Below are 23,330 nucleotides of genomic sequence, written 5' to 3' on the forward strand. Positions count from 1 at the left end.
GTGGTCCGCCGGTCGTGCTTGGATGGGGGGCGGAGCCGACGTCCCTCAGGAGGAACCGTGCCGGATGACCGCACCCAGCAGGCGTTGACCGACCTGATCGCCGGCCGCTCGATGGGCGTGCTGGCGACGATCAAGCGGGACGGGCGGCCACAGCTGTCCACAGTGGTCTACTCGTTCGACCCCGACGCCGGGCTGATCCGGGTCTCCGTCACCGAGGGGCGGGCCAAGACCGCGAACCTGCGGCGGGACCCGCGGGCCAGCTTCCACGTCGGCAGCGAGGACGGCTGGGCCTACGCGGTCGTCGAGGGACGGGCCGAACTGACCACGCCCGCCGCCGAGCCCGACGACGCGACGGTCGAGGAACTGGTCGCGCTCTACCGGGCGCTGCGCGGCGAACACCCGGACTGGGACGAGTACCGCCGGGCCATGGTGGACGAGGGGCGGTTGGTGCTGCGCCTGCACGTGGAACGCGTCTACGGGATGCCGCCCCGGAGCTGACGCGCGCGACCCGACCGGTCAGCCCGGCTCGATCACGGTCACGCCGGGCCAGCGCCGCGCCGGCCGGTGCCGGGCCAACCGCTGCCGGGACAGGGCCACGTCCACCCGGGCCGGATTGTGCCGCCACACACCGCCCAGCAGATCCGCGAGGCCGTACGGCCGTTCCGCGGGGATTCTTCCCCGCCGAACGGATGCGGGCCGCGGTCGGCATCGTGGGGTACGCGCTGGCGATCGCGGTCGGATTCCTCGTTAGCCCGCTGCTCGCGCTGGTGTTCTTCCTGCTGCTGCCCCTCTTCTACTCGTTGACCAGCAGCGGCCTCTACGAGTTGGGGCGCCTGCGGCACCCGCGCCGATAGCCGCCGGGCCGCGCGTTACCCCCTCCCAGGCGGCGGGTAGACGGGCCGTGCCGACACCGAGAGGGGAGCACCATGACAACGGTCGGAGAGTTCATGACGACCCGGTTGGTGACGATGGACGGCAACGACACGCTCATCGCCGCCGCGCAGGAGATGCGGGACAGCGCGATTGGTGACGTGGTGGTGACCGACGGCGACAACGTGGTCGGCATCGTCACGGACCGGGACATCACGGTCCGGGGTGTCGCGGAGAACATGGACCCGGGCTCGACCCGGCTGAACCAGATCACCACCCGCGACGTGATCACCGTGAGTCAGTACGACGACGCGGTGGCCGCCGCGGACCTGATGCGCACCTACGCCGTACGCCGACTGCCGGTGATCGACGACGGGCGCCTCGTGGGTCTGGTCTCGATGGGTGACCTCGCGGTCGAGCGCGAACCGCAGTCGGTCCTGGCCGACATCAGCGCCGACGACCCGAACAACTGATCGTCCGCCGCGGCGCGCCGGTCCTCCCCTCCTGGGAGGGCCGGCGCTGCGCTGGCCGGACCGGGCCCGGTGGTCAGGACTGGTCGAACTCGACCCGCACGTCGGCGGCTCCGCGAGCGGCGGCCAGCGACGCGGCCTCGGCGTCGGCCGCACGCCGGACCTGGGTGGACAGCGCGGACCACGGGCTCACGGTCACCGCCAGTCGTCCCTTTCCGGCCTGCCGGGCCCGCCAGGTACCGGTGATCTCGCCGTCCACCAGCAGCGCCCCGGGATTGCCGATGGCCCGCCACAGCTGTTGCTGGTGCTCGCGCGCGGGCACCAGCAGGTCACGGTCGCGCCCGGCGAGAAAGGGATCGCCCGGTGGCAGCAGCCGCACCAGCCTTGGTGTGGGCGCGCCGATCAGCGCGTCGAGCGCGTCGGCCGGAAGCCAGGCCGGCCGCCCGTCGACCCGCACCTCGGCCAGGCCCGCCGGCCAGACACGGCGCAGCTCCGTCGCGGAGGTGCCGAGGAAGCCGGCCGCGGCGGCCGGGGTGGCCGGACCGAGCAGTCGCAGGTACGTCGTGATCAGCTCGTCGGTGTGCGCGGCGGCGTCGGGCGGGTCGGGGCGCTCCGACAGGGGGGCGAGCCGGGCCGCCCGGCCGGACACCACGAGGCGTACCCCGCCGGCGAGCCCGGTCTGCTGGAAGACCGCGCCGGAGATGTGTCGGGCCTGGCACACCCGGCAGTCGTAGGTCAGCTCGGCGGGCACCCGGTCGGAGACGGCACGGCTCACCACGCCGCGCTCCAACTCGGTGGTGACCACCGCCTGGAACGCCTCGGCCGTGGCGCGGAACGCGGCCAGTCCGAGCCGTGCCCCCGCGCCGATCTGGCTCGGGATCCGTCGGGTGGCGTCGGCGTCACTGAGCGGCCAGAGCGCCGCGGCCAGCGTCGGCAGCTCGGCCCGGCGGTGCAGGTGCGGGGCGCCGCGCATCGACCAGACCAGCTCCAGGCGCTCGTCCGGCCCGGCCGCGCCGCGTGCCGCCAGTGCCCGTCGGGCGGCGCCGTACGGCGTGTCCTGAACGCCGAGCCCCAGCACCGCCAGGTCGCCCGCCCGGCGGACACCGGAACGGTCGAGCTGTTGGGCCGCCACCCGGTAGGCGAGAACCTGCCGCCGGTCGACCGTTGGCGTCTGCCCCGTCATGTGCCCCTCCGTCCCGGACGTCCCGGCATGCCCCACCCGGTGCCGGGCACGCTACCGGTCCCCTCCGACACCGCACGGCCGTTCACCCGATCCGGGCGAGGTTGACGGGGAAAGCGGCGGGGACCCGTGCGGGGACGTGCCAAGCCGGCCGTGCGCGCGACGCGAGCGCGCCGGGTGGGATCCCGGGCCCGGCGAACTGGGAGGAGTGGACCCGATGGTGGACGCGACCACGAGGTTCTTCGAGGACCTGGACCGGCGGGGGTACGAGCCCCTGCTGGCGAAGACCTCCGGGACACTGCGCATCGACCTGCACGAGGGCGCGCAGACCCGGCACTGGCTGCTGAGGATCGACCACGGCCGGCTGAACGTCAGTCAGGAGGACCGGGAGGCCGACACCGTCATCGGGACGAGTCCGACCCTCTTCGAGGACATCGCCTCGGGCCGCGAACACGGCCTGGCCGCCCTGCTGCGCGGGGACATGACGGTGTCGGGTGACGCCCGGCTCGTCGTACAGATGGAGCGGATCTTCCCGGGTTCCCCGGACGCCCGTGGGCCGCGTCGGCGTTTCGCGGGGGAGGTGCACTGATGGGGCAGAGCAACACGATCCGGATCCTGGACGGCAGCACGTTCGTCGTCTGCGAGGACACCGGCGACATCGAGGCGACGCCGAGTGAGCCGACCGGCCTGTTCTCCCTGGACACCCGATTCCTGTCGACCTGGGTGCTGACCGTCAACGGTGAGCGGCTCAACTCGCTCTCCTTCGATGACCTCCAGTACTTCGAGTCCCGGTTCTTTCTCGTCCCGGGGATGGCCACGCACTACGTGGACGCGAAGCTGTCCATCATCCGGGAGCGTGCGGTGGGTGGCAGCTTCCGGGAGCAGCTCACCATCCTCAACCACGACGAGAAACCGGTCGACCTGGAAATCCGGATGGACGCGGCTGCCGACTTCGCCGACCTGTTCCAGGTCAAGGACGAGATCCTGAACAAGAAGGGCGAGAACTACACCGAGGTCGAGTCGGACAAGCTGCGGTTGGGCTACCGCCGCGGCAACTTCCGGCGGGAGACGGTCATCTCCTCGTCGTCGGCGGCGCGTTACGACAGCAAGGGGTTCGCGTACACCGTCCACCTGGAACCCAACGAGCAGTGGAACGCGTCGATCAACGTCGAGACGCACGCGGTCGGACCCGGCGGACGGGACCTGCGGATCGGACTGCGGGTGCACGGCGGCGGCGAACGGCTCGCGCTCCAGCACGACCTGGAACAGTGGATCGCGGACGCGCCGAAGGTCAACAGTGAGCACGGCCGGGTGGCCAGCACGTACCGGCGCAGCCTGATCGACCTGGCGGCGCTCCGCTTCTCGCCGCTGTCGCTCGGCGGCGCCACCCTGCCCGCCGCCGGTCTGCCCTGGTTCATGACCATGTTCGGCCGGGACAGCATCCTCACCTGCCTGCAGACGCTGCCGTTCACCCCGCAGCTGTCGAAGACCACGCTGCGCATCCTCGCCTCCCTACAGGGCAGCCGGTTCGACGACTTCCGGGACGAGGACCCGGGGCGGATCCTGCACGAGATGCGCTACGGCGAGACCGCCGCCTTCGAGGAGCAGCCGCACTCGCCGTACTACGGCTCGGTGGACGCGACCCCGCTGTTCGTCGTGCTGCTCGACGAGTACGAGCGGTGGACCGGGGACGTCGCGCTGGTCAAGGAGTTGGAGCAGGAGTCCCGGGCCGCGCTGCGGTGGATCGACAACTACGCCGACCTGGTTGGCAACGGCTACATCTGGTACGAGCGGCGCAACACCGACACCGGCCTGGAGAACCAGTGCTGGAAGGACTCCTGGGATTCGATCTCCTACGCCGACGGCACGCTGCCGCCGTTCCCGCGGGCCACCTGCGAGGTGCAGGGGTACGCGTACGACGCGAAGGTCCGGGCCGCCCGGATGGCCCGTGCGTTCTGGGACGACCCGGAGTTCGCCGACCAGTTGGAGCGGGAGGCGGCGCAGCTGAAGGAGCGGTTCAACCGGGACTGGTGGGTGGACGACGGCCAGTACTACGCCCTGGCCCTGGACCCGAACGGCCGCCAGTGCGACGTCCTCAGCTCCAACATCGGTCACCTGCTCTGGAGCGGAATCGTCGACGCGGAGCGGGCGGAGAAGATCGCGGACCACCTGGTGGGGCCCCGGCTCTTCAGCGGGTGGGGGGTGCGCACGTTGGCCGAGGGGGAGGCCCGCTACAACCCGATCGGCTACCACAACGGCACGATCTGGCCGTTCGACAACTCCTTCATCGCCTGGGGTCTGCGCCGGTACGGCTTCGCCGAGGAGTCCGCCTGCATCGCCAACGGCATCCTGGACGCGGCCACCTACTTCAACGGGCGGCTCCCGGAGGCGTTCGGCGGCTATCCACGGGAGCTGACGAAGTTCCCGGTGGAGTACCCGACGGCGTGCAGCCCGCAGGCCTGGTCGACGGGTACGCCGCTGTTGCTGCTGCGCACCATGCTGGGCCTGGAGCCACACGAGGGGCACCTGGCGGTCGAGCCGCGGCTGCCGATGGGGATGGGCCGGATCGAGGTGCTGGACATCCCGGGCCGCTGGGGTCGGGTGGACGCCTTCGCGCGGGGCAGACTGGACCTGAACAACCTGGCCGACTGACCGCAGGGGCAGGCGTTCCCGGCGGCGACGCGGGTTGGCGTCGCCGCCGGCCGCACCCAGGCGATCCCCAGCGGGGCAGGGTAGATTCTGGCAATGCCGGAGCTCGTGTACCCGCCCGTTATCGCCGCCGCCAAGACGATGTTCCGGGTCCTCGACCTGAAGATCACCATCGAGGGCGCCCACCACGTACCCCGCACCGGCGGGGCGGTGTTGGCCAGCAACCACGTCAGCTACCTCGACTTCATCTTCTGCGGGCTGGGCGCGAACGCGTCGGGTCGGTTGGTCCGGTTCATGGCCAAGCAGTCGGTGTTCACGCACCGGATCTCCGGCCCGCTGATGCGTGGAATGCGACACATCCCGGTCGACCGGCAGGCCGGCGCGGCCTCGTTCCGCGCGGCGGTGGGGGCGCTCAAGCGCGGCGAGGTCGTCGGTGTCTTTCCCGAGGCCACGATCAGCCGGTCGTTCACGGTGAAGGAACTCAAGAGCGGCACCGTCCGGATGGCCCGCTCGGCGAAGGTGCCGGTGCTGCCGGTCGCGCTGTGGGGCACCCAGCGGCTCTGGACGAAGGGCCGCCCGCGCACCCTCACCCGGCGGCACACGCCGATCACCATTCTCATCGGCGAGCCGATCGAGCCGGCCGACTACCCGGACCCGAATGTGCTGGCCGCCGAGCTGACCACCCGGCTCAGCGCGCTGGTCGATCGCGCCCAGCGGGAGTACCCGGACGCGCCGGCCGGTCCGGAGGACACCTGGTGGCAGCCGGCGCACCTGGGCGGCAGCGCGCCCACGCCGGAGGAGGCCGCCGCCCTGGACGCCGCCGCCGAGCAGCACGCCCCCAGCGCCTGACGCGGGCCTGGCCGGATCGTCGCGCATCCGGGCACGATGGTGCCTGCCGGTACGGCCCGCGTGGGCCGTCGGCTTCACCGATGCCCGGATGCTGCGCCGCCTGCGAGCCCGGTCCACGAGGTCGGCGCCGGCACGGAACGGTAGTAGTCCTCGCGGGAGCGGAACTCCACCGGAAGCGAGCCGGGCAGCGTGACCCGTGTGTCCCCGGCGAGCAGGCCGGGGCCGGCCCGGAGCAGCAGCACGTCGCGCTCCTGCGCCGACAGGTCGACCAGTTGCGGGCGGGTGAGCCGGAACATCGCCACCGCCCGGCGGACCTGCTGGGCCAGCGCGGTGACCTCACCGATCGACCCGCCGAGGGCCAGCGCCGGCTGCTGGATGGTGCGCAGCGCGTCGCAGACGATCAGCAGTTGCGCCGGGGCGTCCGCGGCGGCCGGCGGCAGCTCCAGGCGGGACGGCCACTGCCAGCGGATCTGCCCGCTCATCAGCCCCGGCAGCCGGCCGGCGAGCCGGGTGCGGGGCGTTTCGTCGGCGACCAGGGAGAGCTGCGACCCGGTGCCCACCCAGCAGACCCGCTGGTCGGTGACGGTCACCGAGACCGGCCCGGGCAACCCCCAGCCCCGCCGCGCCTCGGTGGGCCCGAGCAGGTAGCCGGCGACCAGCAGTTGGTGCCGGCCGAGCACGCGCTCGCCGGGCATCGGACGCAGGTCGTAGCGGCGGTCCAGGACCGGCCCCACGTCGTCGTCCGGCGCGTCGAACCGATGGGGTCCGATGAAGAAGGGAGACGCGTCGCAGTGCATCGTCACGACCTTCCGGTCAGCGGGGCTGTGGTCACGAGCCTGGCGGAACCGGGGGCCGCTGTCATGACGCCCGTTAGGGGGTCGGCCGGTCGTGCGTCGCCTGTGACCGGTAGATGCCGATCTCCTCCGGGCGGACGAGGCCGTCCTCGATCGCCCGGGCGAGCAATGCCGCCTTTGTGGCGGCCGGACGCCCCGCCCGGGTGTACTTGATCCGCGCGCGGTCCACGTACTGCTTGACCGTGTGTTCGCTGATCTGCATCCGCCGGGCCACCGACGCCTTGGACATCGACTGGAACCAGAGCAGCAGCGCCTCACGTTCCTTGTCGGACAGCATCGGCCGGTCCGGCCGAGGGTCGCCGACCATCGCGCCGGCCAGCGCCGGCGGCACGTACGGGCGGTCGCTCGCGGCGGCCAGCACGGTCGCCACGCAGTGCTCGCGGCCCTCGTGCTTGGCCAGGAACGCGACCGCCCCGGCATCCAGCGCCGCGAGCATCGTGTCCGGGTCGGTGTGTTCCGAGTAGACCACCACCCGCCGCCCGGCGGCGCTCAGCTCGGCGAGCTTGTCCAGCACCATCCTGCCGTGCAGCCGCAGGTCGAGCAGGACCACGTCGGCGTGCGGGGCGGCACGTAGAACCTCGTCCGGATCGTCGCCGGTGGCCAGCACGGTCAGTCGCGCCTCGGTGGCGAGCCACGCGCGGACGCCCTCGACGACCACCGGGTGGTCGTCGACGATCGCCACCCCGACCGGCCGGCCGCCGGTCATCTCCGCCACCGGGTCTGCGCCCATCTGATGTTTCCGTCCCGTTCGTAGAGGTGCTGCATCGGCCCGTCGTCGTGCTCCCCGAGCGGTGGACCGGTCGCCTCCGGTCCCTGCCGGTCCGGTGTGACCAGGCTGACCACCACCTCGTCCGGGTTGGACACCACGGTCAGCCGGGCCCACTCCCGGGCGCCCGCGAGATGCCGGTGAGCGGGTCGGCCAGCTGACGGCGGATCTCCACCGGCAGCGGCGGGGGACTGCCGATGGTCACCAGGTCGATCGGCAGCCCGTTGCGTTCGGCCAGGTCGGCGGCCGCCCGCAACTCGTGCAGCAGCGGGTCGGGCACGTCGTCGGACTCGGCGATCAGGCGGCGCAGCCGGGCGGCGGCGAGTACGCATCGCCGTTGCACCTCCGGGTCGTCCGGGTCGGCCTGACCGGTGGCCAACTCGTCGAGCACCCGCCCGGCCGTCGCCCCGACCAGCGCGAGCCGGTCGCGGCGCTCCCGCAGGCCCCGCTCGGCGGCGTCCCGTTCCGCGGCCATCGTGTGCATGGCGGCCGCGGCGGCGGCCCGTTCCCGGGCCAGACCGACGATCACCGTGCTGCCCACGAAGATCGCCACCGGGAGTGAGGACGTGCCGTAGACGTACATCACGTACCGGGCCAGGTCGATGCCGTCGGGACCGTGCCCGAGCACGGCGACCAGCGCGATCAACGCGTGCGTGGTCAGCAGCGCCACCAGCCCGGCGACCCGCCGCCCCCACAACGCCAGCACGAAGAACCAGCCGAGCGTGCCCCACACCCAGTTGGCGGCGGTGAACAGTTGCCGCTCGCCGGCGGAGGCGAAGACCGCCGCGTCGACGACGAGCAGCAGCCCGGCCAGCGGCCACGGTGCCAGTGGCGTACCACGCAGCAGCAGCACCCCGGCCGTCGTGCCGGCGGCCAGGACCAGCACCCAGCCACCGAGCACCACCACCGGCGCGGTGAACTCCGCGCGGGCGGCGAGCACCGCCGGCAACCCGATGGCGATGTGCCAGGCCAGCGCGATGGCGACGGCGACGATCCGGGCACCCCGGTCGGACGCGTGGGCCACGGCGGCCGGCGCGGCGAGTGCCTCCGTGGACGCCGACCCGCGGGGCGCCGGCACACCGACCAGGGTCTGGACCGGCGCCTCCGCCGCGGCGCCCAGGTCAGCCGACACCGGGCCACTCCAGTCGGATCCGGGCGCCCAGGCCGGGTGCCGAGTGCACCTCGGCCCGTCCGCCGACGGTCGCCATCCGGCCGCGGATCGACTCGCGTAGCCCGTACCGGTGGGCCGGGACGGTGCCCGGGTCGAAGCCGGGGCGTCGTCGGCGACCTCGACGACGACGGCGATCGCGTCGCGGGTGAGCCGCAGCGTGGCCCGTGCTCCCGGAGCGTGTCGGACCACGTTGGACAGTGCCGCGTAGGTGCTCTCGGTGATCGCGTCGGCCACCCCGGCGGGCACCGCGCACGGCGCCAGGTCGAGGGCCACCCGTAGCTCGGGCAGCCGGTCGGGCACCGTGCGCAGCCGCCCGTCCAGGCGCACCGGGCCGTCGCCGGGCACCGGGCCGACGTCGGCCACCGCGACGAGGGTACGCAGGTCGGACGCGCACCGTTCACGGAACGCGGCCGACGGGCCGGCCACCGCGCCGAGCCCCACCATGGTCAGCGTGCCGAGCACGGTGTCGTGCAGGTCGCGGTTCTGCCGGCGTTCGGCCTCCCGGGCGGCGCGGGCGACCAATGCCTCCCCGGTCAGCCTCTGATGCTCGGCGAACGCCCGGTCCGCGCGCCCGATCCGCCGGCGCATCACCGCGGTCATCATCGCCGTGCAGCCGGTCTGCACGAGCAGCGTGGCCGCGTGCGCCCGCGCCTCGGCGGGATTGCCGGCGGAGTACGTGCCGATCGCGTACGTGGCGGTGACCAGCAGCCCGGCCGGAACCGACCACCGTGGCGCGCCGGTGGCCTGTGCGTTGATGACCGTGGTGCTGGCGAGCACCGCGATCCAACTGCCCTCGCCGGGCAACACCCCGGGTGCCACCAGCACGGGAATGAGCAGGCAGGCCACCGCGGTGACCGCGACGTCACCGGCGACCAGGGCGGGGGTGAACCCGTGGCGCAGCGCGCGGACGGCGTACCAGAGCGACCAGCCGGTCAGCGCGGCGACGACCGGCAGCAGCAGGGCCGTTTCGACCGGTGGGGTACGCACCGACAGCGCCACCGCCGCAGCGACAAGCCCGCAGGTCAGCCGCAGCAGCGCCGGAATTGTGGTGAAGATGAGGGTGAACGCGCCACCGGCCGGACTGTCCAGCGCGGGCGGCGGCGCGGTCGGGGCGGCAACGGCCGGCATCGGGAAGTGTCCTTCCGACAACGACCCGGTCCGGGTCCGCGCGGCATAGATCGACATTGGACAATAGCATGGCCGATGCCAGTTGTGCGCGGAGTGTCGCTAATGTGTCACTCTGTGCTGCGCGGTTGGAGCAGGTCCCACCGGTTGCCGTAGAGGTCGGCGAAGACCGCGACCGAGCCGTACGACTCGTGCCGTGGCTCCTCCAGGAACCGCACCCCGGCCGCCACCATCCGCGCGTGGTCCCGGGCGAAGTCCTCGGTGTACAGGAACAGGCCGACCCGGCCACCCGCCTGGTCGCCCACCCGCGCCTGCTGCTCCGGGCTGCTCGGCCGGGCCAGCAGCAGCGCCGTCTCCCGGGCGCCCGTCGGGCGCACCACCACCCAGCGCGAGCCGTCCGGTCGGGCGGTGTCCTCCACCAACTCGAAGCCGAGGCTCCCGACGTAGAAGTCGATCGCCTCGTCGTACTCCCTGACCAGCAGCGCGACAAGTCCCAGATGTGCCATTCGGTCATTCTGCCGGCGAGCTTCGCGGCCCGTGCGGTGGGATCCGTCAGCGCGCGACGGCTCCCACCGCACGGGCTACCCCCCGATGCGGCGAACCGTCAGCCCGGGTACGACCAATCCCCGCAGCTGCCCCACATGGTCGCGCCGGCCTCGGTCAAGCACTCCATGACCTCGAACGCGTAGTACTGGGTTGCCGGGAGGCTGAAGACCTTGGTCGCCTTGTCATCCTTGCCCGACGCGCTGACGTAGCCCGCGTCCTGCCGGACACCGTCATTCCTCTCCCACCGGACGTAGAGCCGCGCGCCGTGGCTGTCGGTAGCGGTGTCCTTGACCGTGGCGGTCACCCGGGCGGTCGTGGTCGTGGTCGTGTACCACTCGAACGTGCCGTAGCCGTGCGCCCCGACGATGTCGGCGTCGGTGTACTGGGCCGTCCAGCTGGATGCCGCCATCGCGGGCGTACCGGTGGCCGCGATGCCGGCGAACGCCAGCACTCCGGCACCGGCTGCCACGCCGATCCTCTTCATCATGTTCCGCATTTCGGTTCCTCCCCTGTTGATCGTTGTCTTCCGGGCCTGACCGTTCACCAGATCTGGTACCAGCCGCCGGCGCAGGAACTCGCCACACACTCCTGGACCCAGATGCTGTCCACGTCGCTCGCGAAGGTGAACCACCCGGAGCCGTAGGACGAGTCGCTGCTGCCGGTGGTGTCGGCGATCTCCTCGGTTCGGACCGAGTTGTCCTGGTACTCAGCCTGGATCTTGAGGATGGCCCGGTGGCCGTCCTTCTTCGTGTCCTCGATGGTCGCCGCCACCTCAACCCGGCCGTTGTCGGTGTTGTAGGTGAGCGAGCCGTACCCCCAGGCCCCGACCTTGTCCCCGGCGCTGCCCGTGGCGTTCCAGGACGCCGCTGCGGCGGCGGGGCTCGCCTCCAGACCGACCAGTGCCAGGGCAACGGCGACACCCGCGGCTACGTGACGCTTGCGCATTGGCCTCTCCTTCCGAATTGATCCATGTCCTGCTCGAATTCCACCGGCCGGGCTGTACGTCTGCCAGATCGCGGGCCGTGCGGAACGGTGCCGAACAGTGCGGAACACCTGCGAACGAGCGCCTCGCGATGGGCGGGCCGGGAACCAGGCGCTGCCGGCGGCCGTCTCATCGTCATGCGCTCGGGACGGAACGTACTGGTGATGGCGCTGATCGCCGTGGGTCTCGGCGGCTGCGCGGGCACGGTGGACGGGTCGGCCGACGAACCAGGCCCGGCCCAGATCGTCGACGCCTGGACCTCCTGCGTTCAGGCGGCGCCACGGGCCGGCGGCGTGCTGTCGTTGCCGGACACGCCGAAGCCCGCCGGGGACGAGCCGGAGATCGGCCGCATCGACCCCTCGTTCACCCCGGTCGCCGCCGTGCTCTGCGTCCGGGAGATCCGGCCGCGTCCCGGTGGCGGTCAGGAGCAGGTGGCCTCCGAGCGACGCGCCGACGAGATCAAGGCGCTGGTCGACGCGCTGCGCCTACCTGACCAGCGCGCGGACGGGGACATCGCGTGCACCCTCGACATGGTGGTCCCGCCATGGCTCGCCCTGCTCGACGAGCGGGGACGCTGGCTGCGCCCGTACCTGCCGACGAACTCCTGCGGCAAGCCGCGCGCCGAGGTGAGCGCCGCGCTGGCCGAGTTGCGTCTGACCACGGTGGACACCCGTCCCGTCGGGCAGGTCGAATCGGCGGAGGCCGACGCCGCCGGCTGCGCGCAACGGTGGGCGGACATGGTGTGGGTGGAGACGACCAGCGGACGCCCGCAACCGCCCCCGTCGGCCGCCGCACCGACCGGCGGGCCGCTGCGCCTCTGCGTCTACCAGGTGCCCGCCTCCGAGCAGGGCGGCGGCAAGCCGGCGGGCGACTTCGTGTACGGCGGTCCGCTGCCGGCCGATCGTCAGGCGGGCGTGCTCCGGGCACTCGCCGGCGCCCGACCGGCGGGAAACTGTGCCACCCCTGCGTCCCGCTTCGCGGTACTCCGACCGCTCAATGGCGCCGGCGGACCCGACCGGTACGTGGAACTCGACGGCTGCCGGCGCTTCCTCGTCGTACCGCCGGCCGGTGGGGCGCAGCTCGGCCAGGGCGACGCCGCGCTCGCCGCCCTGCTCGGCCCCGTCTGAACCGGCTCAGCGGATCGGCAGCACCGCCGTGCCACCGCCGGCGATCGACCGCTTGACCGTGGTGCCGCTGGACCAGTAGTAGCAGCGCACGCCCCGGTCACCGCGTTCCCACAGCGGCCGGGACGGGAAACGGTACGCGGTCCCGGTGCGGTAGGGCAGCTTGCCGTCCACCGGCACCTTCGCGTAGCGGGCGATGACGGCCCGGCAGGCGGTGTGGATGGCTGCCTCGTCCCTGGCGGCGTCCGCCCAGGAGCGGTCCGGGGCGGTCCAGATGCCGACGAACTCGAACTGGTGCCCGGCGGTGCAGCCGGCCGTCCGCAGCATGCCCCACTTGTCCTCGTTCATGCAGCCGAGCGTCAGCGGGGAACGGCTGGCCAGGGCGCCCCGGAGCGAGTCGGTCCGCTGGATCGCCGCGTCGGACTCGCCGTTGGGGCCGTTGACCTCGTCCAGCTCGAAGATGTCGCACCGGTACCAGCGGGCGCCCCCCTTCCAGCCGGCCGGCGACGTCGGCGCCACCTGCACCGACAACCGCGCGGTGCGCCAGTCGCCGCCCACGAACTGCTTGGCCCGCGTGTCGCAGTCGGCGAACGTGGAACGCATCGTCGCCGACTCCACCGGGGGTGGAGTGGTTCGCGCCGCCAACGCTCCGGTGAACGTGCCGACGTGGAAGGTCTCCACCAGGTGGGTCTTCGCGCAGTCCACCGGGGCGTAGCTGGTGAGGTACGCGGTCGGGTCGGCGATCACGTGGCACTCGCCGGCCTCCGGCGCGAACTGCTGCGCCTGAGCCATCGGCCGCCAGTCGTCGGACAGGTCGCCGTCCGTCCCGGCCGGCGTGCCGCAGCCCGCCACCACCACCATGACGAACGCAGCCGTAACCGCTGCCGTGACCTGGCGTCGCATGTCCATCTCCCTGTGCCCCCGTACCGACGCGCGCAGCATATGGCACCGCCGCGACGGGTCAGCACCTGCTTTCGGTCGGAGGGGTGCACTACGGTCCGGCCATGGCAGCAAGCATCGATCTCACGCTCGACTCGGCCGACGCGCAGGTGCTCGCCGCGTTCTGGAAGACGGCCCTGGGCTACATCGACGAGCCGCCGCCCGCGCCCTTCACGACGCGCGCGGAGTGGCTCGCCCAGTTCGACCTGCCGGAGGACGACCTCCCCGAGCACGGCGCGTGGCTGTGCGACCCGGATGGCGTCGGCCCTCGCCTCTCCATCCTCAACGTCCCCGAGCCGAAGACCGCGAAGAACCGCCTCCACATCGACATCCGGGTGCCGGTGCACGGTGACCCCGACGAGCGGTGGGCGCGGATCACGGCGGAAGCTCACCGCCTGGTGGAGGCGGGCGGGACGGTCCTGGAGGAGGTCGACCGGCACCACGTGGTGATGGCCGATCCGGAGGGCAACGAGTTCTGCGTCGCCGCCGCCTGAGTGCGAGGTGGTGCCGGCGAACCGCGCCGTGGCTTCTTCACCGGGCCATCCTCCGACGTGGGCGCAACCTGTCGCCCGCGCCAGAGGATGCGGCCGGCTAGTTCCCGAGCGTGACGTGGAGGATTCTCTCGTTGCTGTTGTTCGGAGTGCTGTCCTTGTCACCCTGGTTGGTGGTGGTCAACCACAGACCCCCGTCGGGAGCCGGCTCGACCGTCCGCAACCGACCGTAGGTGCCACTGAAGTACGTCTGCACGTTCGTCAGACTGTTACCGCTGATCACCGCGCGATACATCCGAGCGCCCCGCGCGCAGGCCACGTAGAGCGCGTCGCGCACGATCGTGATGCCGGAGCAGGATCCTTCCGCGGTCGGATAGGTGCGCACCGGCGCGATGAACCCGGCCGTCCCGCAGGTGCCGCTGGTGCCCTCACACGCGGGCCAACCGTAGTTGCCACCCCGGGTGATCAGGTTGGTCTCGTCCATGACCGAGTTGCCGAACTCCTGCTCCCACAACCGGCCCTGTGAGTCGAACGCCAGGCCCTGGGGGTTGCGGTGGCCGTAGCTCCACACGTAGTTGCCGAACGGGTTGTCCGCCGGGACGGTCCCGTCCGGGTTGAGCCGCAGGACCTTGCCCTCCAGGCTCGACCGGTCCTGCGCGTAGTTGCCGTTCTGCGCATCACCCGTGCTGGCGTACAACTTGCCGTCCGGGCCGAACCGCAGGCGACCGCCGTCGTGGTACTTGTTCCGCCGGATGCCGCTGAGCAGCACCTGCTCGCTGGCGGTGTTGAGCCGACCGTTCTCCAACCGGATCCGGACGATGCGGTTGTCGCTGGGCGAGGTGTGCATGATGTACAGCCAGCGGTCGCTGGCGTAGCTGGACGAGATGGCAAGGCCCAGCAGCCCGCCCTCACCGTCGGTGCTCTGCACGTTCGGCACCGTGCCCAGGTTGGTCTTGGCCCCGGTGGTGGGGTTGAGCTGGATGATGTCGTGCGCGTCGCGGCGGTTGTAGAGGACGCTGCCGTCCGGCAACGTGACCAGCCCCCACGGGACGTCGGTGTCGGTGGTGACCTGCCGCACCTCGCAGACCGGGTTGCCGCAGCCGGCGCCGGTGGTCACCGTCGTGGTGCCGCTGCGCGCCGACACGTTGTCCTGCGCGTCCCGGGCCACCACGTGGTACTGGTAGGCGGTGTTCGCCGTCAGACCGCTGTCGGTGAACGTGGTGGCCGGGGGCGCGCCGGTCACCGTGCCGACCTTCACCCCATTGCGGTGCACGTCGTACGCCCGTACCCCGATGTTGTCGGTCGACGCCGTCCACCGCAGCGTGACCGTGGTGCCCGACGCCGCGCCGGTGAGCTGCTGCGGCGCGGTCGGTGCCTGCGTGTCGGCCTGACAGGGCGGCGGCGTGATCGACACGGTGGTGCTGGCCTGCGACACGTTGCCCGCGGCGTCGCGGGCGTTGACGTACAGGCCCCAGGTCGCCCCGGCGACCACCGTGAGGCTGGTGGACAACGTCGTACCGCTCACCGACGTCATCAACTGACCGTCGTGGTAGACGTCGTAGAAGGCGACCGCGACGTTGTCCGTCGAGGCGTTCCACGCGAAGGTCACCGAGGTGCACGTCAGACCGCTCACCCGCGGGCTGCCCGGCGCCGTGGGCGGCTGGCTGTCGGTGCTGCCCAGGGCCGTCGTCCACCGCTGGTTGCCCTGCCCGTTGCACGTCCAGAGGCCCACGGCGGTGCTGTTGGCGGTGCCGCCGCCGGTCACGTCCAGGCACAGGCCGGACTGGACACCGACGATGCTCCCGTCGGCGTTGACCCGCCAGCGCTGGTTGGCGCCGCCGGTGCAGCCGTAGATCTGCACCGCGGCCGGCGCGGTGGTGTCCTGGCCGACCACGTCCAGACACATCGTCTCGTCGTAGACCCGCAGCTCACCGGCCGAGGTGAGAGTCCACGACTGGTTGGCCTGACCGTTGCAGTCGTAGATGTTGAGGCCGGCGCGCGTCCTGACGTTGCCGACCACGTCCAGGCAGCGGCCACTGGCCACGCCCACCACCGTCGAGGGAGCTGCGGCCGCCGCCGGCGCGCCGACGGCCACCGTCAACAGCGTCACCGCTGCCATCGCCGCCGGCAGCAACCGTCGCCGGGGCCGACGCGGGTTGGTCCGCGCGAAGATACGCATCCGTCCTCCAGGGTCAGGGCATCGACCGGCCGCCCCAGGCGACCCAGCGCTCGACCACGTCGAACAATTGACATCGACCATCAAAGATGAATTGCCCACACAAGTCAACGATGTCCCTCGATGGGGGGCAAAGCGGAGGGGCGCGCGTCTACCGCCAGTTGAGGCGGTCGAGCAGCCTCCCTGCCACCGCCAACCGGTTCGTCGCACCGATCCCATCCAGCGCCCTGTGCACGACAGCCACGGCGTCGTCGGACAGTTCCTGCGGGCCCAGCATCGGCAGCATCAGCATGAGCCGCCGCGCCCAGGTCAGCCGCCCGTCGCGCACCGGCGTCGTCTGCCCGTCCACGGTCGGCACGCAGACCCGAAGGGAAAACCGCTGACCTGCGGTGGGGAGGGTGCGCCCGGCAGGATTCGAACCTGCGGCCTTGGGATTAGAAGTCCCCTGCTCTATCCGCTGAGCTACGGGCGCGTGGCGTGGATGTCGCGCCAGAAGGGTACCGCCGACCCACGGCGCGACGGGGTAAAGGGTGCCCGCGTCCACGTTGCCGAGCAGGGTCTCACGGAGGCGGGGCGGCCGGCATCCGGGTTCCCGCAGGCCGATCCCACGGTGGACCGTACCCTCGGCTGGTGTTGCTGGATCCCGATGCCGAGAGCGGCGTCGCCTACGAGCTGTGCCAGGTCGTCGGCCGCGCCATCCTGCCGTACCGCACGTCCGCTGCCTTCGGTACGGCGTTCTTCTTCCGGAGCGGCGACGATCCGGTGGGGGAGGCGCTGTTGACGGCGGCCGACGTGGTGGGTTCCCCGGGTGGTGAGCTGGGTTTGCGGGGGAGTGTCACCGAGCCGGCCGGTGTCGCCCCCGACGCTGTTCCCGAGGTCGAGATCGTGCCCGGCTGGGCCCGCTACCCGGGCGACGGGGTCGCGGTGCTGCCGACGGCCGGGCTGCACCGGTACGCCGGCGACGGCGGCTGGAGTTGGCGGGTGCAGCCGGTGCCCGCCGGGATCGCCGCCGGGCCTGAGGCCGTCGCCCGCCTCGGCGCCGACGCCGCTTCCGCCTTCGTTCTGGCCCACGGGGTACGCGAGGACGGGTCGCGCCCGCTGGAGGTGGCGATCGAGCGGGTGGTCCGCGACGGGGACGACGTGCGGATCACCGGGGAGCTGCCGGCGGGGTACGTCGGGGCGCCCGTCTTCGTCGTCCAGGCCGACGCCGCCGGGGACGTGTCGCTGTACTGCCTGGGGCTGGTGCTGCCCGGCGCCGACGGCCATCAGGTGGCGACCTTCGACCGGATCGGAGCCGTCCTCCCGGGTACGCCGGGCGACGCCTGAGCCGCCTGGTCAGCCGCCGGGCGTCGTCGCGCCCGCCGGGTCGGTCGTCGGCTGTCGACTCGCCGGGACACGGGCTTCGCCGGTGCTCGGGCTGGTGCCGGCGGCGGAGTCGGCCCGGGCGGTGGGGCCGGCGGTTAGGAACGCCTCGGCCCAGCGACCGACCTCGTCGAAGACCTTCCGGCGTACGGCGGGTCCGGAGAGCGTGAGATCGTGCAGCCCTCCGTCGAAGCGGGCGAGGGTGACGTGCCGGCCGAGGCGGGGCGCGTACCGGACCATGTGCTCGACGTCCAGCACGGCGTCGGCCAGGGTCGCGTTGTCGTGCCACCTGGTGCCCCGGAAGGAGCGGGTCGAGCAGGCCAGCAGCACCGGCACCTGGATGTCCAGTCCGGCGCGCAGCCGGCGTTGACCGGTGCGGATCGCGTTCAGCCAGCCGGCCCGGACGGGGAACCCGGCCAGCGGCTTCCACGCCAGGTCGTAGCTCCACTCGCCGCGGTGGTCGGCGTGGATGCTCTCGCCGTACACCGTGCCCAGCCCGAACGGCAGGATGCGGTGCGGCGCCCTGCGGCCCAGCCGGGAGACGGCGGCCGCGAGGGGTCGACGGACCGCCCAGGGGGCGTTCAGGTCGAAGAAGGGGCTGTTGAGCACCAGGCCGTCGATGGTGCCGCCGTCGCGGCGGGCGTCCGCCCAGAGCGAGATGATCAGGCCGCCGGTGGAGTGGCCCATCGCCAACAGGGTGTCGTGCCCGTCGTCGTTGCGGATGATCTCGGCGGCGGCGTCCAGTTCGGGGAAGTAGTCGCTGATGTCGCGGCAGAAGTTCGGGGTCTGGCCGGGGAGCAGGCTGCGACCGTACTTGCGCAGGTCGAGGGCGTAGAAATCCCAGCCCCGCTCGGCGAAGAAGTCGGCCAGGTGGGTCTGGAAGAAGTAGTCGACGAAGCCGTGCACGTAGAGCACGGCCCGCCCGGTGGGGCGCTCGGCCCGCCGCCGGACCAGGGTCGCGACGACGGGCCCCTCGTCGTCGGTGCCCAGGTCGATCGTCTGCCGCTCGTACGGCGGCCCCAACACGTCCGGTTCCACGAACGCGACGCTACGCCGCGAAGCTACCGGGCGGTAGCCCTCGGCCGCCCGCCCCGCGATCCTGCGCTCGGCGTCGGCGCCAGCCGACATTCGGGACCCGGAAGTGCAAGATCGCGGGGGTACGGCGTGGGTCAGGCCGTTTCCGCGTCGGCGCGGGTCGGATCGACGGACTCGTCGACCTCGCCCTGCGGCTGGGGGATGTCGCGGAGGTGCTTGTTGTGCCGGGGCTCCTGGCGGGTCTTGGCATCGTTGAGCCGGCGGCGCAGGTCGTCGCGGACGTCGTTGAGGGCGGCGTGCAGGTCCTCCTCGGCGGACGTGGTGACGATCTTCTGCCGGCCGGCGATCCAGCACTCCAGGGTGACCTTCTGCCCCCGGGCCTCGCGGTCCTTCACCGACACCTCCAGCTCGGTGGCGTCGGCGTGGAAGCCGGCCAGCCGGGCGTCGAGGGTGGCGAACTGCTCGGCGATCCAGTTGCGATCGCCCTGGGAGAACCCGGCACCCACACGCAGGCACTCGGCCACGGTGGCCGGGTTCGCCACGGCGCTCATCGCTGCGCCTCGGAAGCGGTTGCGGAGCCGATGGTGGTGATCATCATGGCGCTGACCTCTCGTCGACGTGGAGCTGTCGGTGTTGCGTTGATCAAGTCCTTACCCATTTCGGCCGGCCCGGGAAACCGTCGACGTCGTGTCGGGCGGGTCGGCGTACCACATCCGGGCGTGATCAGGGCGTTGTCCACAGGTGGCCTCGTCATCCACAGGTCGAGGGTTCGTGCTGGTCGCGTGAACCTCCGACGCCCAGGCTCGATGGCGAGTCGACTCGCGCTGGCAGGCCCCCGATCCCCTGGAGGGACGATGTTCGACACGTACGTCACGATCGTCGGCAATGTGCTGACCACGCCCGAGTGGCGACGAACCACCCAGAGCAACACCCTGGTGGCCAACTTCAAGGTCGCCTCCACCGCCCGCCGCCTCGACCGGGACAGCGGCCGCTGGGTCGACGGCAACTCCCTTCGGGTACGCGTCAACTGCTGGCGCAAGCTCGCCGAAGGGGTGGCCGCCTCGGTGATGATCGGCGACCCGGTCGTGGTCTGCGGCCGGCTCTACACCCGCGACTGGACCGACGACGCGGGCAACCACCGGACCCTCTACGAACTGGAGGCGGTCGCCGTCGGCCACGACCTGTCCCGAGGCCGGGCCCGCTTCCTGCGTAACCGGCCGAGCATGACCACCAGCACCGTCGAGGACGCGGAAACCGAGAGTCGGGTGCACGGCGAGCCCACCGAGCCGGTGCCCGCCGGGCAGGCCCCCGTACCGCCCGACGACCGTCCACTGGACGACGACTTCGAGCTGCCCGAGTTCGGAGCCCCGCGTACCGGCCCGGGTGGCGCGGGCGCGTCCGACAGCAGCTCCCTCGGCGGCTCTCTCGGCGGAGGGTTCCTCGACGAGGAGTCTCTCGGCGGTGGCTCCCTCGACGGTGACGGGCCGAGCCGGCCGGGCGGGCTCGACGACGACGAACTGGCCGTCCCACCCGCGGCGTCCGACGACGACCCGGCCGACGACGATCCCGACGACGAGTTGGGGCCGGTGCCGGACGAGGGTGAGCCGGACGCCGCTCCGACCGGTCGGCGGCGACGCGGCCGGGTTCCGCAGCCGGCGTGACCTGTCGGTTCGGCCATCGCGGGCCGAGCGGCCGGCCGGCCACCTGACGTCGCTGGCAGTGCTCCGGCAGTGACCGGGGCGGTGCCCGACAGGGTCCTCGGCCGCAACGGCCTTGGCGGTGTCGGCAGCCGTAGGTGGTGGCGTTCGGGCAGCGTCCGTGCGGGGCTCCGGCGGCGCGGCACGACGGGGGCGGGGTGGCGACGCGACCGGCGTCGTCACCCCGCGTGGCCACTGCCCAGTCCACCGCGTTCCGATCCGCGGGCGCCGGCCGGGGCGTACGCGAGGCGCGGCAGGCCCGGCCGGTGCACGGGACGCTCGTCTAGGCTGGCTGGCCGGGGGTGGTGCGCGTGCGACGGACAGCGCCGATGGCGAACGCGGTGGGGCTGCTGGCCGGGTACGCGCTGGACAGGCTGCTCGGCGACCCGCGTCGGTGGCACCCAGTGGCCGGCTTCGGGCAGGCCGCCGGCGCGCTGGAGCGCCGCCTCTACCGGCCGAACCGGACCGCGGGAACGGCGTTCACCGCGCTGGCCGTGGGCGGGCCGGTGCTGCTCGGGGCGGTCGCCACGGCGGCCACCCGGCGCCGGCCGGTGACCCGGGCCGTGCTCGTGGCCGCCGGCACGTGGGCCGTGCTCGGCGGTCGTACGCTGCGGCACGAGGCGACCGTCATGGGTCGCACCCTGCGCGACGGCGACCTGCCCGCCGCACGGGGACGCCTCGGTCACCTCTGCGGCCGGGACCCGTCGACCCTGGACGAGTCGGAGTTGGCGCGCGCCACCGTCGAATCGGTCGCCGAGAACACCTCCGACGCGGTCGTCGCTCCCCTGCTGTGGGGTGCGGTCGCCGGCCTGCCCGGGCTGCTGGGCTACCGCGCCGCGAACACCCTCGACGCGATGGTCGGGCACCGGTCGGCACGCTACGCACGGTTCGGCACCCCGGCCGCTCGGCTGGACGACCTGCTCAACCTGGTGCCGTCGAGGCTCACCGGACTGCTCACCGTCGCCGTCGCTCCGGTGGCGAACGGCGACCGGGATCGGGCCTGGCGGGTGTGGCGGCGTGACCGCAACGACCACCCGAGCCCCAACGCCGGCCAGTGCGAGGCGGCGATGGCCGGTGCGCTCGGTGTCCGCCTCGGCGGTCGCAACGTCTACTTCGGTCGCTCCGAGGTGCGTCCCTTCCTCGGTGACGGCCCGCGTCCCGAGGCGCGGCACCTCAAGCGGGCCGCCCGGATCTCCGGCGCGGTCGGTCTGGCCGCGGTGGGCCTGGCCGCCGCCTACCCGGTGACCCTCGGCCGCCTGGTTGCTGCCGCAGGCCGCCGTGGGCTCGGCGCGGTGGGTCGCCGTGGGCCCGGTACTACAGGTCGCCGTGGGCTCGGCGCGGTGGGTCGCCGTGGGCTCGGCACGTACAGGTCGCCGTGGGCTCGGGTGCCGCGGGTCGCCGTGGCGTTGGGTGCCGCGGGTCGGCCGTGCGCTCGGTGCCACCGGGTGGCCGGGCCGGGGGAGCGGGCGGTGAGCGGCGGGCTGCTCGTCGCCGGCACGACCTCCGACGCCGGCAAGAGCGTCCTCACCGCCGGCATCTGCCGCTGGCTGCACCGCCAAGGTGTCAAGGTGGCGCCCTTCAAGGCGCAGAACATGTCGAACAACTCGGCGGTCGTCGTCGGGCCGGACGGGCGTGGCGGCGAGATCGGCCGGGCCCAGGCCATGCAGGCCGCCGCCTGCGGGCTGGCCCCCGACCTGCGGTTCAACCCGGTGCTGCTCAAGCCGGGCAGTGACCTGGCCAGCCAGGTCGTGCTGCTCGGTGAGGCCGTCGACACGATCACCGCCGGCACCTTCCGGCAGCTGCGTCCCCGACTCGCCCAGACCGCGTACGCGGCGTTGGCCGAACTACGCGACACGTACGACGTGGTCATCTGCGAGGGCGCCGGCAGCCCAGCCGAGATCAACCTGCGGGCCGGTGACTACGTCAACATGGGCCTTGCCCGGCATGCCAACCTGCCCACCATCGTGGTCGGCGACATCGACCGGGGTGGCGTCTTCGCCTCGATGTTCGGCACCGTGGCCCTGCTCGACCCCGCCGACCAGGCGCTGATCGCCGGCTTCGTGATCAACAAGTTCCGGGGCGACCTCGGCCTGCTCCAACCCGGGCTGGACATGCTTCGCCACGTCACCGGTCGCCCCGCGTACGGGGTGGTGCCCTGGGCACTCGACCTGTGGCTCGACGCGGAGGACTCGCTCGCCTACGGGCGGGTGCTCGGCCGACCGGCCGTCCCGCGAGGCACCGAATGGCTGGACGTGGCCGTCGTCCGGCTGCCCCGGATCAGCAACGCCACCGACGTGGAGGCGCTTGCCACCGAGCCGGGCGTCCGCGTACGCCTCACCGTCGAACCAGCCGAACTGGCCGCCGCCGACCTTGTCGTCCTGCCCGGCTCCAAGTCGACCGTCGCCGACCTGGCCTGGCTACGCGAGACCGGCCTCGCCGACGCGGTAACCGCACACGTGTCGGCCGGTAAGCCACTGCTCGGCCTCTGCGGGGGCTTCCAGATGCTCGGCCGCGCCATCCACGACCCGGTGGAGAGCCGGCGGGGCAGCGTGCCCGGGCTCGGCCTGCTGCCCATCGAGATCACCTTCGATCCGCGCAAGACCGTCCGGCAGTCGGTGGGCACCGCCCACGGCGACCTTCCGGTGCGTGGCTACGAGATCCACCACGGGTACGTCTCGCAGACCGACCCCACCCTGACCCCGCTGCTGACCGGGGCCGACGGTGTCGGCGAGGGCGCAGTGCTCGGGCCGGTGCACGGCACGCACTGGCACGGGGCGTTCGAGTCTGACGCGTTCCGCCGCTGGTTCCTCACCGAGGCGGCTCGGCTGGCCGGGCGCACCGGGTTCCGCGTCGCGCCGGACACCAGCTTCGCCGCGGCCCGGGAACGCGCCCTCGACCTGCCCGGCGACCTGGTCGAGGAGCACCTCGACACCGACGCCCTCTGGCGCCTCGTCGAGAGCGAAACCCTGACCGGCGCAGAGGTGAAGGAAGAATCCGGCGACCCGGGCCCGATCGGGATCCTCGGTGACGAGGGTCCCGAGCAC

The 23,330-nt window shown here is 72.6% G+C and carries 21 protein-coding genes, 1 tRNA gene and 4 pseudogenes; 12 read left to right on the top strand and 14 right to left on the bottom strand.

What is annotated here, in order from left to right; genetic code table 11:
- The first annotated feature begins 57 nt into the window (after window positions 1-57).
- The 3 genes from JNW91_RS08065 to JNW91_RS08075 all read left to right on the top strand — a co-directional run bounded on the left by JNW91_RS08065 (window position 58) and on the right by JNW91_RS08075 (window position 1,343).
- A complete protein-coding gene (locus JNW91_RS08065; protein ID WP_203174267.1) occupies window positions 58-498 on the top strand; it encodes a PPOX class F420-dependent oxidoreductase in 441 nt (146 codons plus the stop codon).
- A gap of 191 nt (window positions 499-689) precedes the next feature.
- Complete coding sequence (locus tag JNW91_RS08070) at window positions 690-854, top strand: hypothetical protein (protein WP_203174268.1); 165 nt, start codon at window positions 690-692, stop codon at window positions 852-854.
- 72 nt (window positions 855-926) lie between these two features.
- On the top strand, window positions 927-1,343 hold the full coding sequence (locus JNW91_RS08075; RefSeq protein ID WP_203174269.1) for a CBS domain-containing protein: 417 nt from the start codon (window positions 927-929) through the stop codon (window positions 1,341-1,343).
- Between the two features lie 73 nt (window positions 1,344-1,416).
- Here JNW91_RS08075 and JNW91_RS08080 read toward each other — a convergent pair whose 3' ends face one another.
- Window positions 1,417-2,523 (bottom strand): DNA glycosylase AlkZ-like family protein, encoded by a 1,107-nt coding sequence (locus JNW91_RS08080; RefSeq protein ID WP_203174270.1) that lies wholly within the window; start codon window positions 2,521-2,523, stop codon window positions 1,417-1,419.
- Between the two features lie 214 nt (window positions 2,524-2,737).
- Here JNW91_RS08080 and JNW91_RS08085 point away from each other — a divergent pair, with 214 nt between their 5' ends.
- From JNW91_RS08085 to JNW91_RS08095, 3 genes are all read left to right on the top strand, one after another.
- A complete protein-coding gene (locus JNW91_RS08085; protein ID WP_203174271.1) occupies window positions 2,738-3,109 on the top strand; it encodes an SCP2 sterol-binding domain-containing protein in 372 nt (123 codons plus the stop codon).
- Window positions 3,109-5,172, top strand: coding sequence for an amylo-alpha-1,6-glucosidase (locus JNW91_RS08090; protein WP_203174272.1), 2,064 nt, complete (start codon window positions 3,109-3,111; stop codon window positions 5,170-5,172). The genes JNW91_RS08085 and JNW91_RS08090 overlap by 1 nt, the downstream gene beginning before the upstream one ends.
- 93 nt (window positions 5,173-5,265) lie before the next feature.
- Window positions 5,266-6,018, top strand: coding sequence for a lysophospholipid acyltransferase family protein (locus JNW91_RS08095; RefSeq protein WP_203174273.1), 753 nt, complete (start codon window positions 5,266-5,268; stop codon window positions 6,016-6,018).
- Between the two features lie 74 nt (window positions 6,019-6,092).
- On the opposite strand, the gene JNW91_RS08100 is transcribed toward JNW91_RS08095, so the two are convergent.
- The 7 genes and pseudogenes from JNW91_RS08100 to JNW91_RS08130 form a co-directional block, all read right to left on the bottom strand.
- The gene (locus JNW91_RS08100; RefSeq protein WP_203174274.1) at window positions 6,093-6,815 is read right to left on the bottom strand and encodes a hypothetical protein; all 723 of its coding nucleotides are present in this window, start codon (window positions 6,813-6,815) and stop codon (window positions 6,093-6,095) included.
- Window positions 6,816-6,888: 73 nt separating this feature from the next.
- A complete protein-coding gene (locus JNW91_RS08105; protein ID WP_203174275.1) occupies window positions 6,889-7,602 on the bottom strand; it encodes a response regulator transcription factor in 714 nt (237 codons plus the stop codon).
- Window positions 7,575-8,770: pseudogene (locus JNW91_RS33525) on the bottom strand (hypothetical protein). The gene JNW91_RS08105 and the pseudogene JNW91_RS33525 overlap by 28 nt, the downstream one beginning before the upstream one ends.
- Window positions 8,760-9,937: pseudogene (locus tag JNW91_RS33530) on the bottom strand (sensor histidine kinase). The pseudogenes JNW91_RS33525 and JNW91_RS33530 overlap by 11 nt, the downstream one beginning before the upstream one ends.
- A 107-nt stretch (window positions 9,938-10,044) precedes the next feature.
- Window positions 10,045-10,440: a VOC family protein gene (locus JNW91_RS08120; RefSeq protein WP_203174276.1), complete on the bottom strand. Its 396-nt coding sequence runs from the start codon at window positions 10,438-10,440 to the stop codon at window positions 10,045-10,047.
- Between the two features lie 98 nt (window positions 10,441-10,538).
- Window positions 10,539-10,976 (bottom strand): hypothetical protein, encoded by a 438-nt coding sequence (locus JNW91_RS08125; RefSeq protein ID WP_203174277.1) that lies wholly within the window; start codon window positions 10,974-10,976, stop codon window positions 10,539-10,541.
- A gap of 44 nt (window positions 10,977-11,020) precedes the next feature.
- Window positions 11,021-11,425, bottom strand: coding sequence for a hypothetical protein (locus tag JNW91_RS08130; protein WP_203174278.1), 405 nt, complete (start codon window positions 11,423-11,425; stop codon window positions 11,021-11,023).
- 201 nt (window positions 11,426-11,626) lie between these two features.
- On the opposite strand from JNW91_RS08130, the gene JNW91_RS08135 reads away from it, so the two are divergent.
- Window positions 11,627-12,589, top strand: coding sequence for a hypothetical protein (locus JNW91_RS08135; RefSeq protein WP_238424584.1), 963 nt, complete (start codon window positions 11,627-11,629; stop codon window positions 12,587-12,589).
- A 6-nt stretch (window positions 12,590-12,595) separates the two neighbouring features.
- On the opposite strand, the gene JNW91_RS08140 is transcribed toward JNW91_RS08135, so the two are convergent.
- A complete protein-coding gene (locus tag JNW91_RS08140; RefSeq protein WP_203174280.1) occupies window positions 12,596-13,489 on the bottom strand; it encodes a septum formation family protein in 894 nt (297 codons plus the stop codon).
- Between the two features lie 101 nt (window positions 13,490-13,590).
- On the opposite strand from JNW91_RS08140, the gene JNW91_RS08145 reads away from it, so the two are divergent.
- Complete coding sequence (locus JNW91_RS08145; protein WP_203174281.1) at window positions 13,591-14,019, top strand: VOC family protein; 429 nt, start codon at window positions 13,591-13,593, stop codon at window positions 14,017-14,019.
- A gap of 97 nt (window positions 14,020-14,116) precedes the next feature.
- Here the strand turns inward: JNW91_RS08145 and JNW91_RS08150 are convergent, their stop codons facing one another.
- From JNW91_RS08150 to JNW91_RS08160, 3 genes are all read right to left on the bottom strand, one after another.
- Entirely contained in the window at window positions 14,117-16,195 is a 2,079-nt protein-coding gene (locus tag JNW91_RS08150) for a PQQ-dependent sugar dehydrogenase (protein ID WP_203174282.1), read from the bottom strand.
- Between the two features lie 148 nt (window positions 16,196-16,343).
- Window positions 16,344-16,550: a hypothetical protein gene (locus JNW91_RS08155; RefSeq protein WP_203174283.1), complete on the bottom strand. Its 207-nt coding sequence runs from the start codon at window positions 16,548-16,550 to the stop codon at window positions 16,344-16,346.
- A 41-nt stretch (window positions 16,551-16,591) separates the two neighbouring features.
- A tRNA-Arg gene (locus tag JNW91_RS08160) sits at window positions 16,592-16,664 on the bottom strand.
- 158 nt (window positions 16,665-16,822) lie between these two features.
- Between JNW91_RS08160 and JNW91_RS08165 the strand changes: the two genes are divergently transcribed.
- Window positions 16,823-17,518, top strand: coding sequence for a hypothetical protein (locus tag JNW91_RS08165; RefSeq protein ID WP_203174284.1), 696 nt, complete (start codon window positions 16,823-16,825; stop codon window positions 17,516-17,518).
- A gap of 9 nt (window positions 17,519-17,527) precedes the next feature.
- Here the strand turns inward: JNW91_RS08165 and JNW91_RS08170 are convergent, their stop codons facing one another.
- Both JNW91_RS08170 and JNW91_RS08175 read right to left on the bottom strand, forming a co-directional pair.
- A complete protein-coding gene (locus tag JNW91_RS08170; protein WP_203174285.1) occupies window positions 17,528-18,592 on the bottom strand; it encodes an alpha/beta hydrolase in 1,065 nt (354 codons plus the stop codon).
- A gap of 131 nt (window positions 18,593-18,723) precedes the next feature.
- A complete protein-coding gene (locus JNW91_RS08175) occupies window positions 18,724-19,140 on the bottom strand; it encodes an HPF/RaiA family ribosome-associated protein (protein ID WP_203174286.1) in 417 nt (138 codons plus the stop codon).
- A gap of 303 nt (window positions 19,141-19,443) precedes the next feature.
- Here JNW91_RS08175 and JNW91_RS08180 point away from each other — a divergent pair, with 303 nt between their 5' ends.
- The 3 genes and pseudogenes from JNW91_RS08180 to JNW91_RS08190 all read left to right on the top strand — a co-directional run.
- Window positions 19,444-20,250, top strand: coding sequence for a single-stranded DNA-binding protein (locus tag JNW91_RS08180; protein WP_203174287.1), 807 nt, complete (start codon window positions 19,444-19,446; stop codon window positions 20,248-20,250).
- A gap of 365 nt (window positions 20,251-20,615) precedes the next feature.
- A pseudogene (locus tag JNW91_RS08185) lies at window positions 20,616-21,590 on the top strand (cobalamin biosynthesis protein); the annotation flags it as partial.
- A 165-nt stretch (window positions 21,591-21,755) separates the two neighbouring features.
- Window positions 21,756-23,261, top strand: a pseudogene (locus JNW91_RS08190) (cobyric acid synthase); the annotation flags it as partial.
- Between the last annotated feature and the right edge of the window lie 69 nt (window positions 23,262-23,330).

This window comes from Micromonospora parastrephiae (assembly GCF_016802865.1).
GTDB lineage: Bacteria > Actinomycetota > Actinomycetes > Mycobacteriales > Micromonosporaceae > Micromonospora > Micromonospora parastrephiae.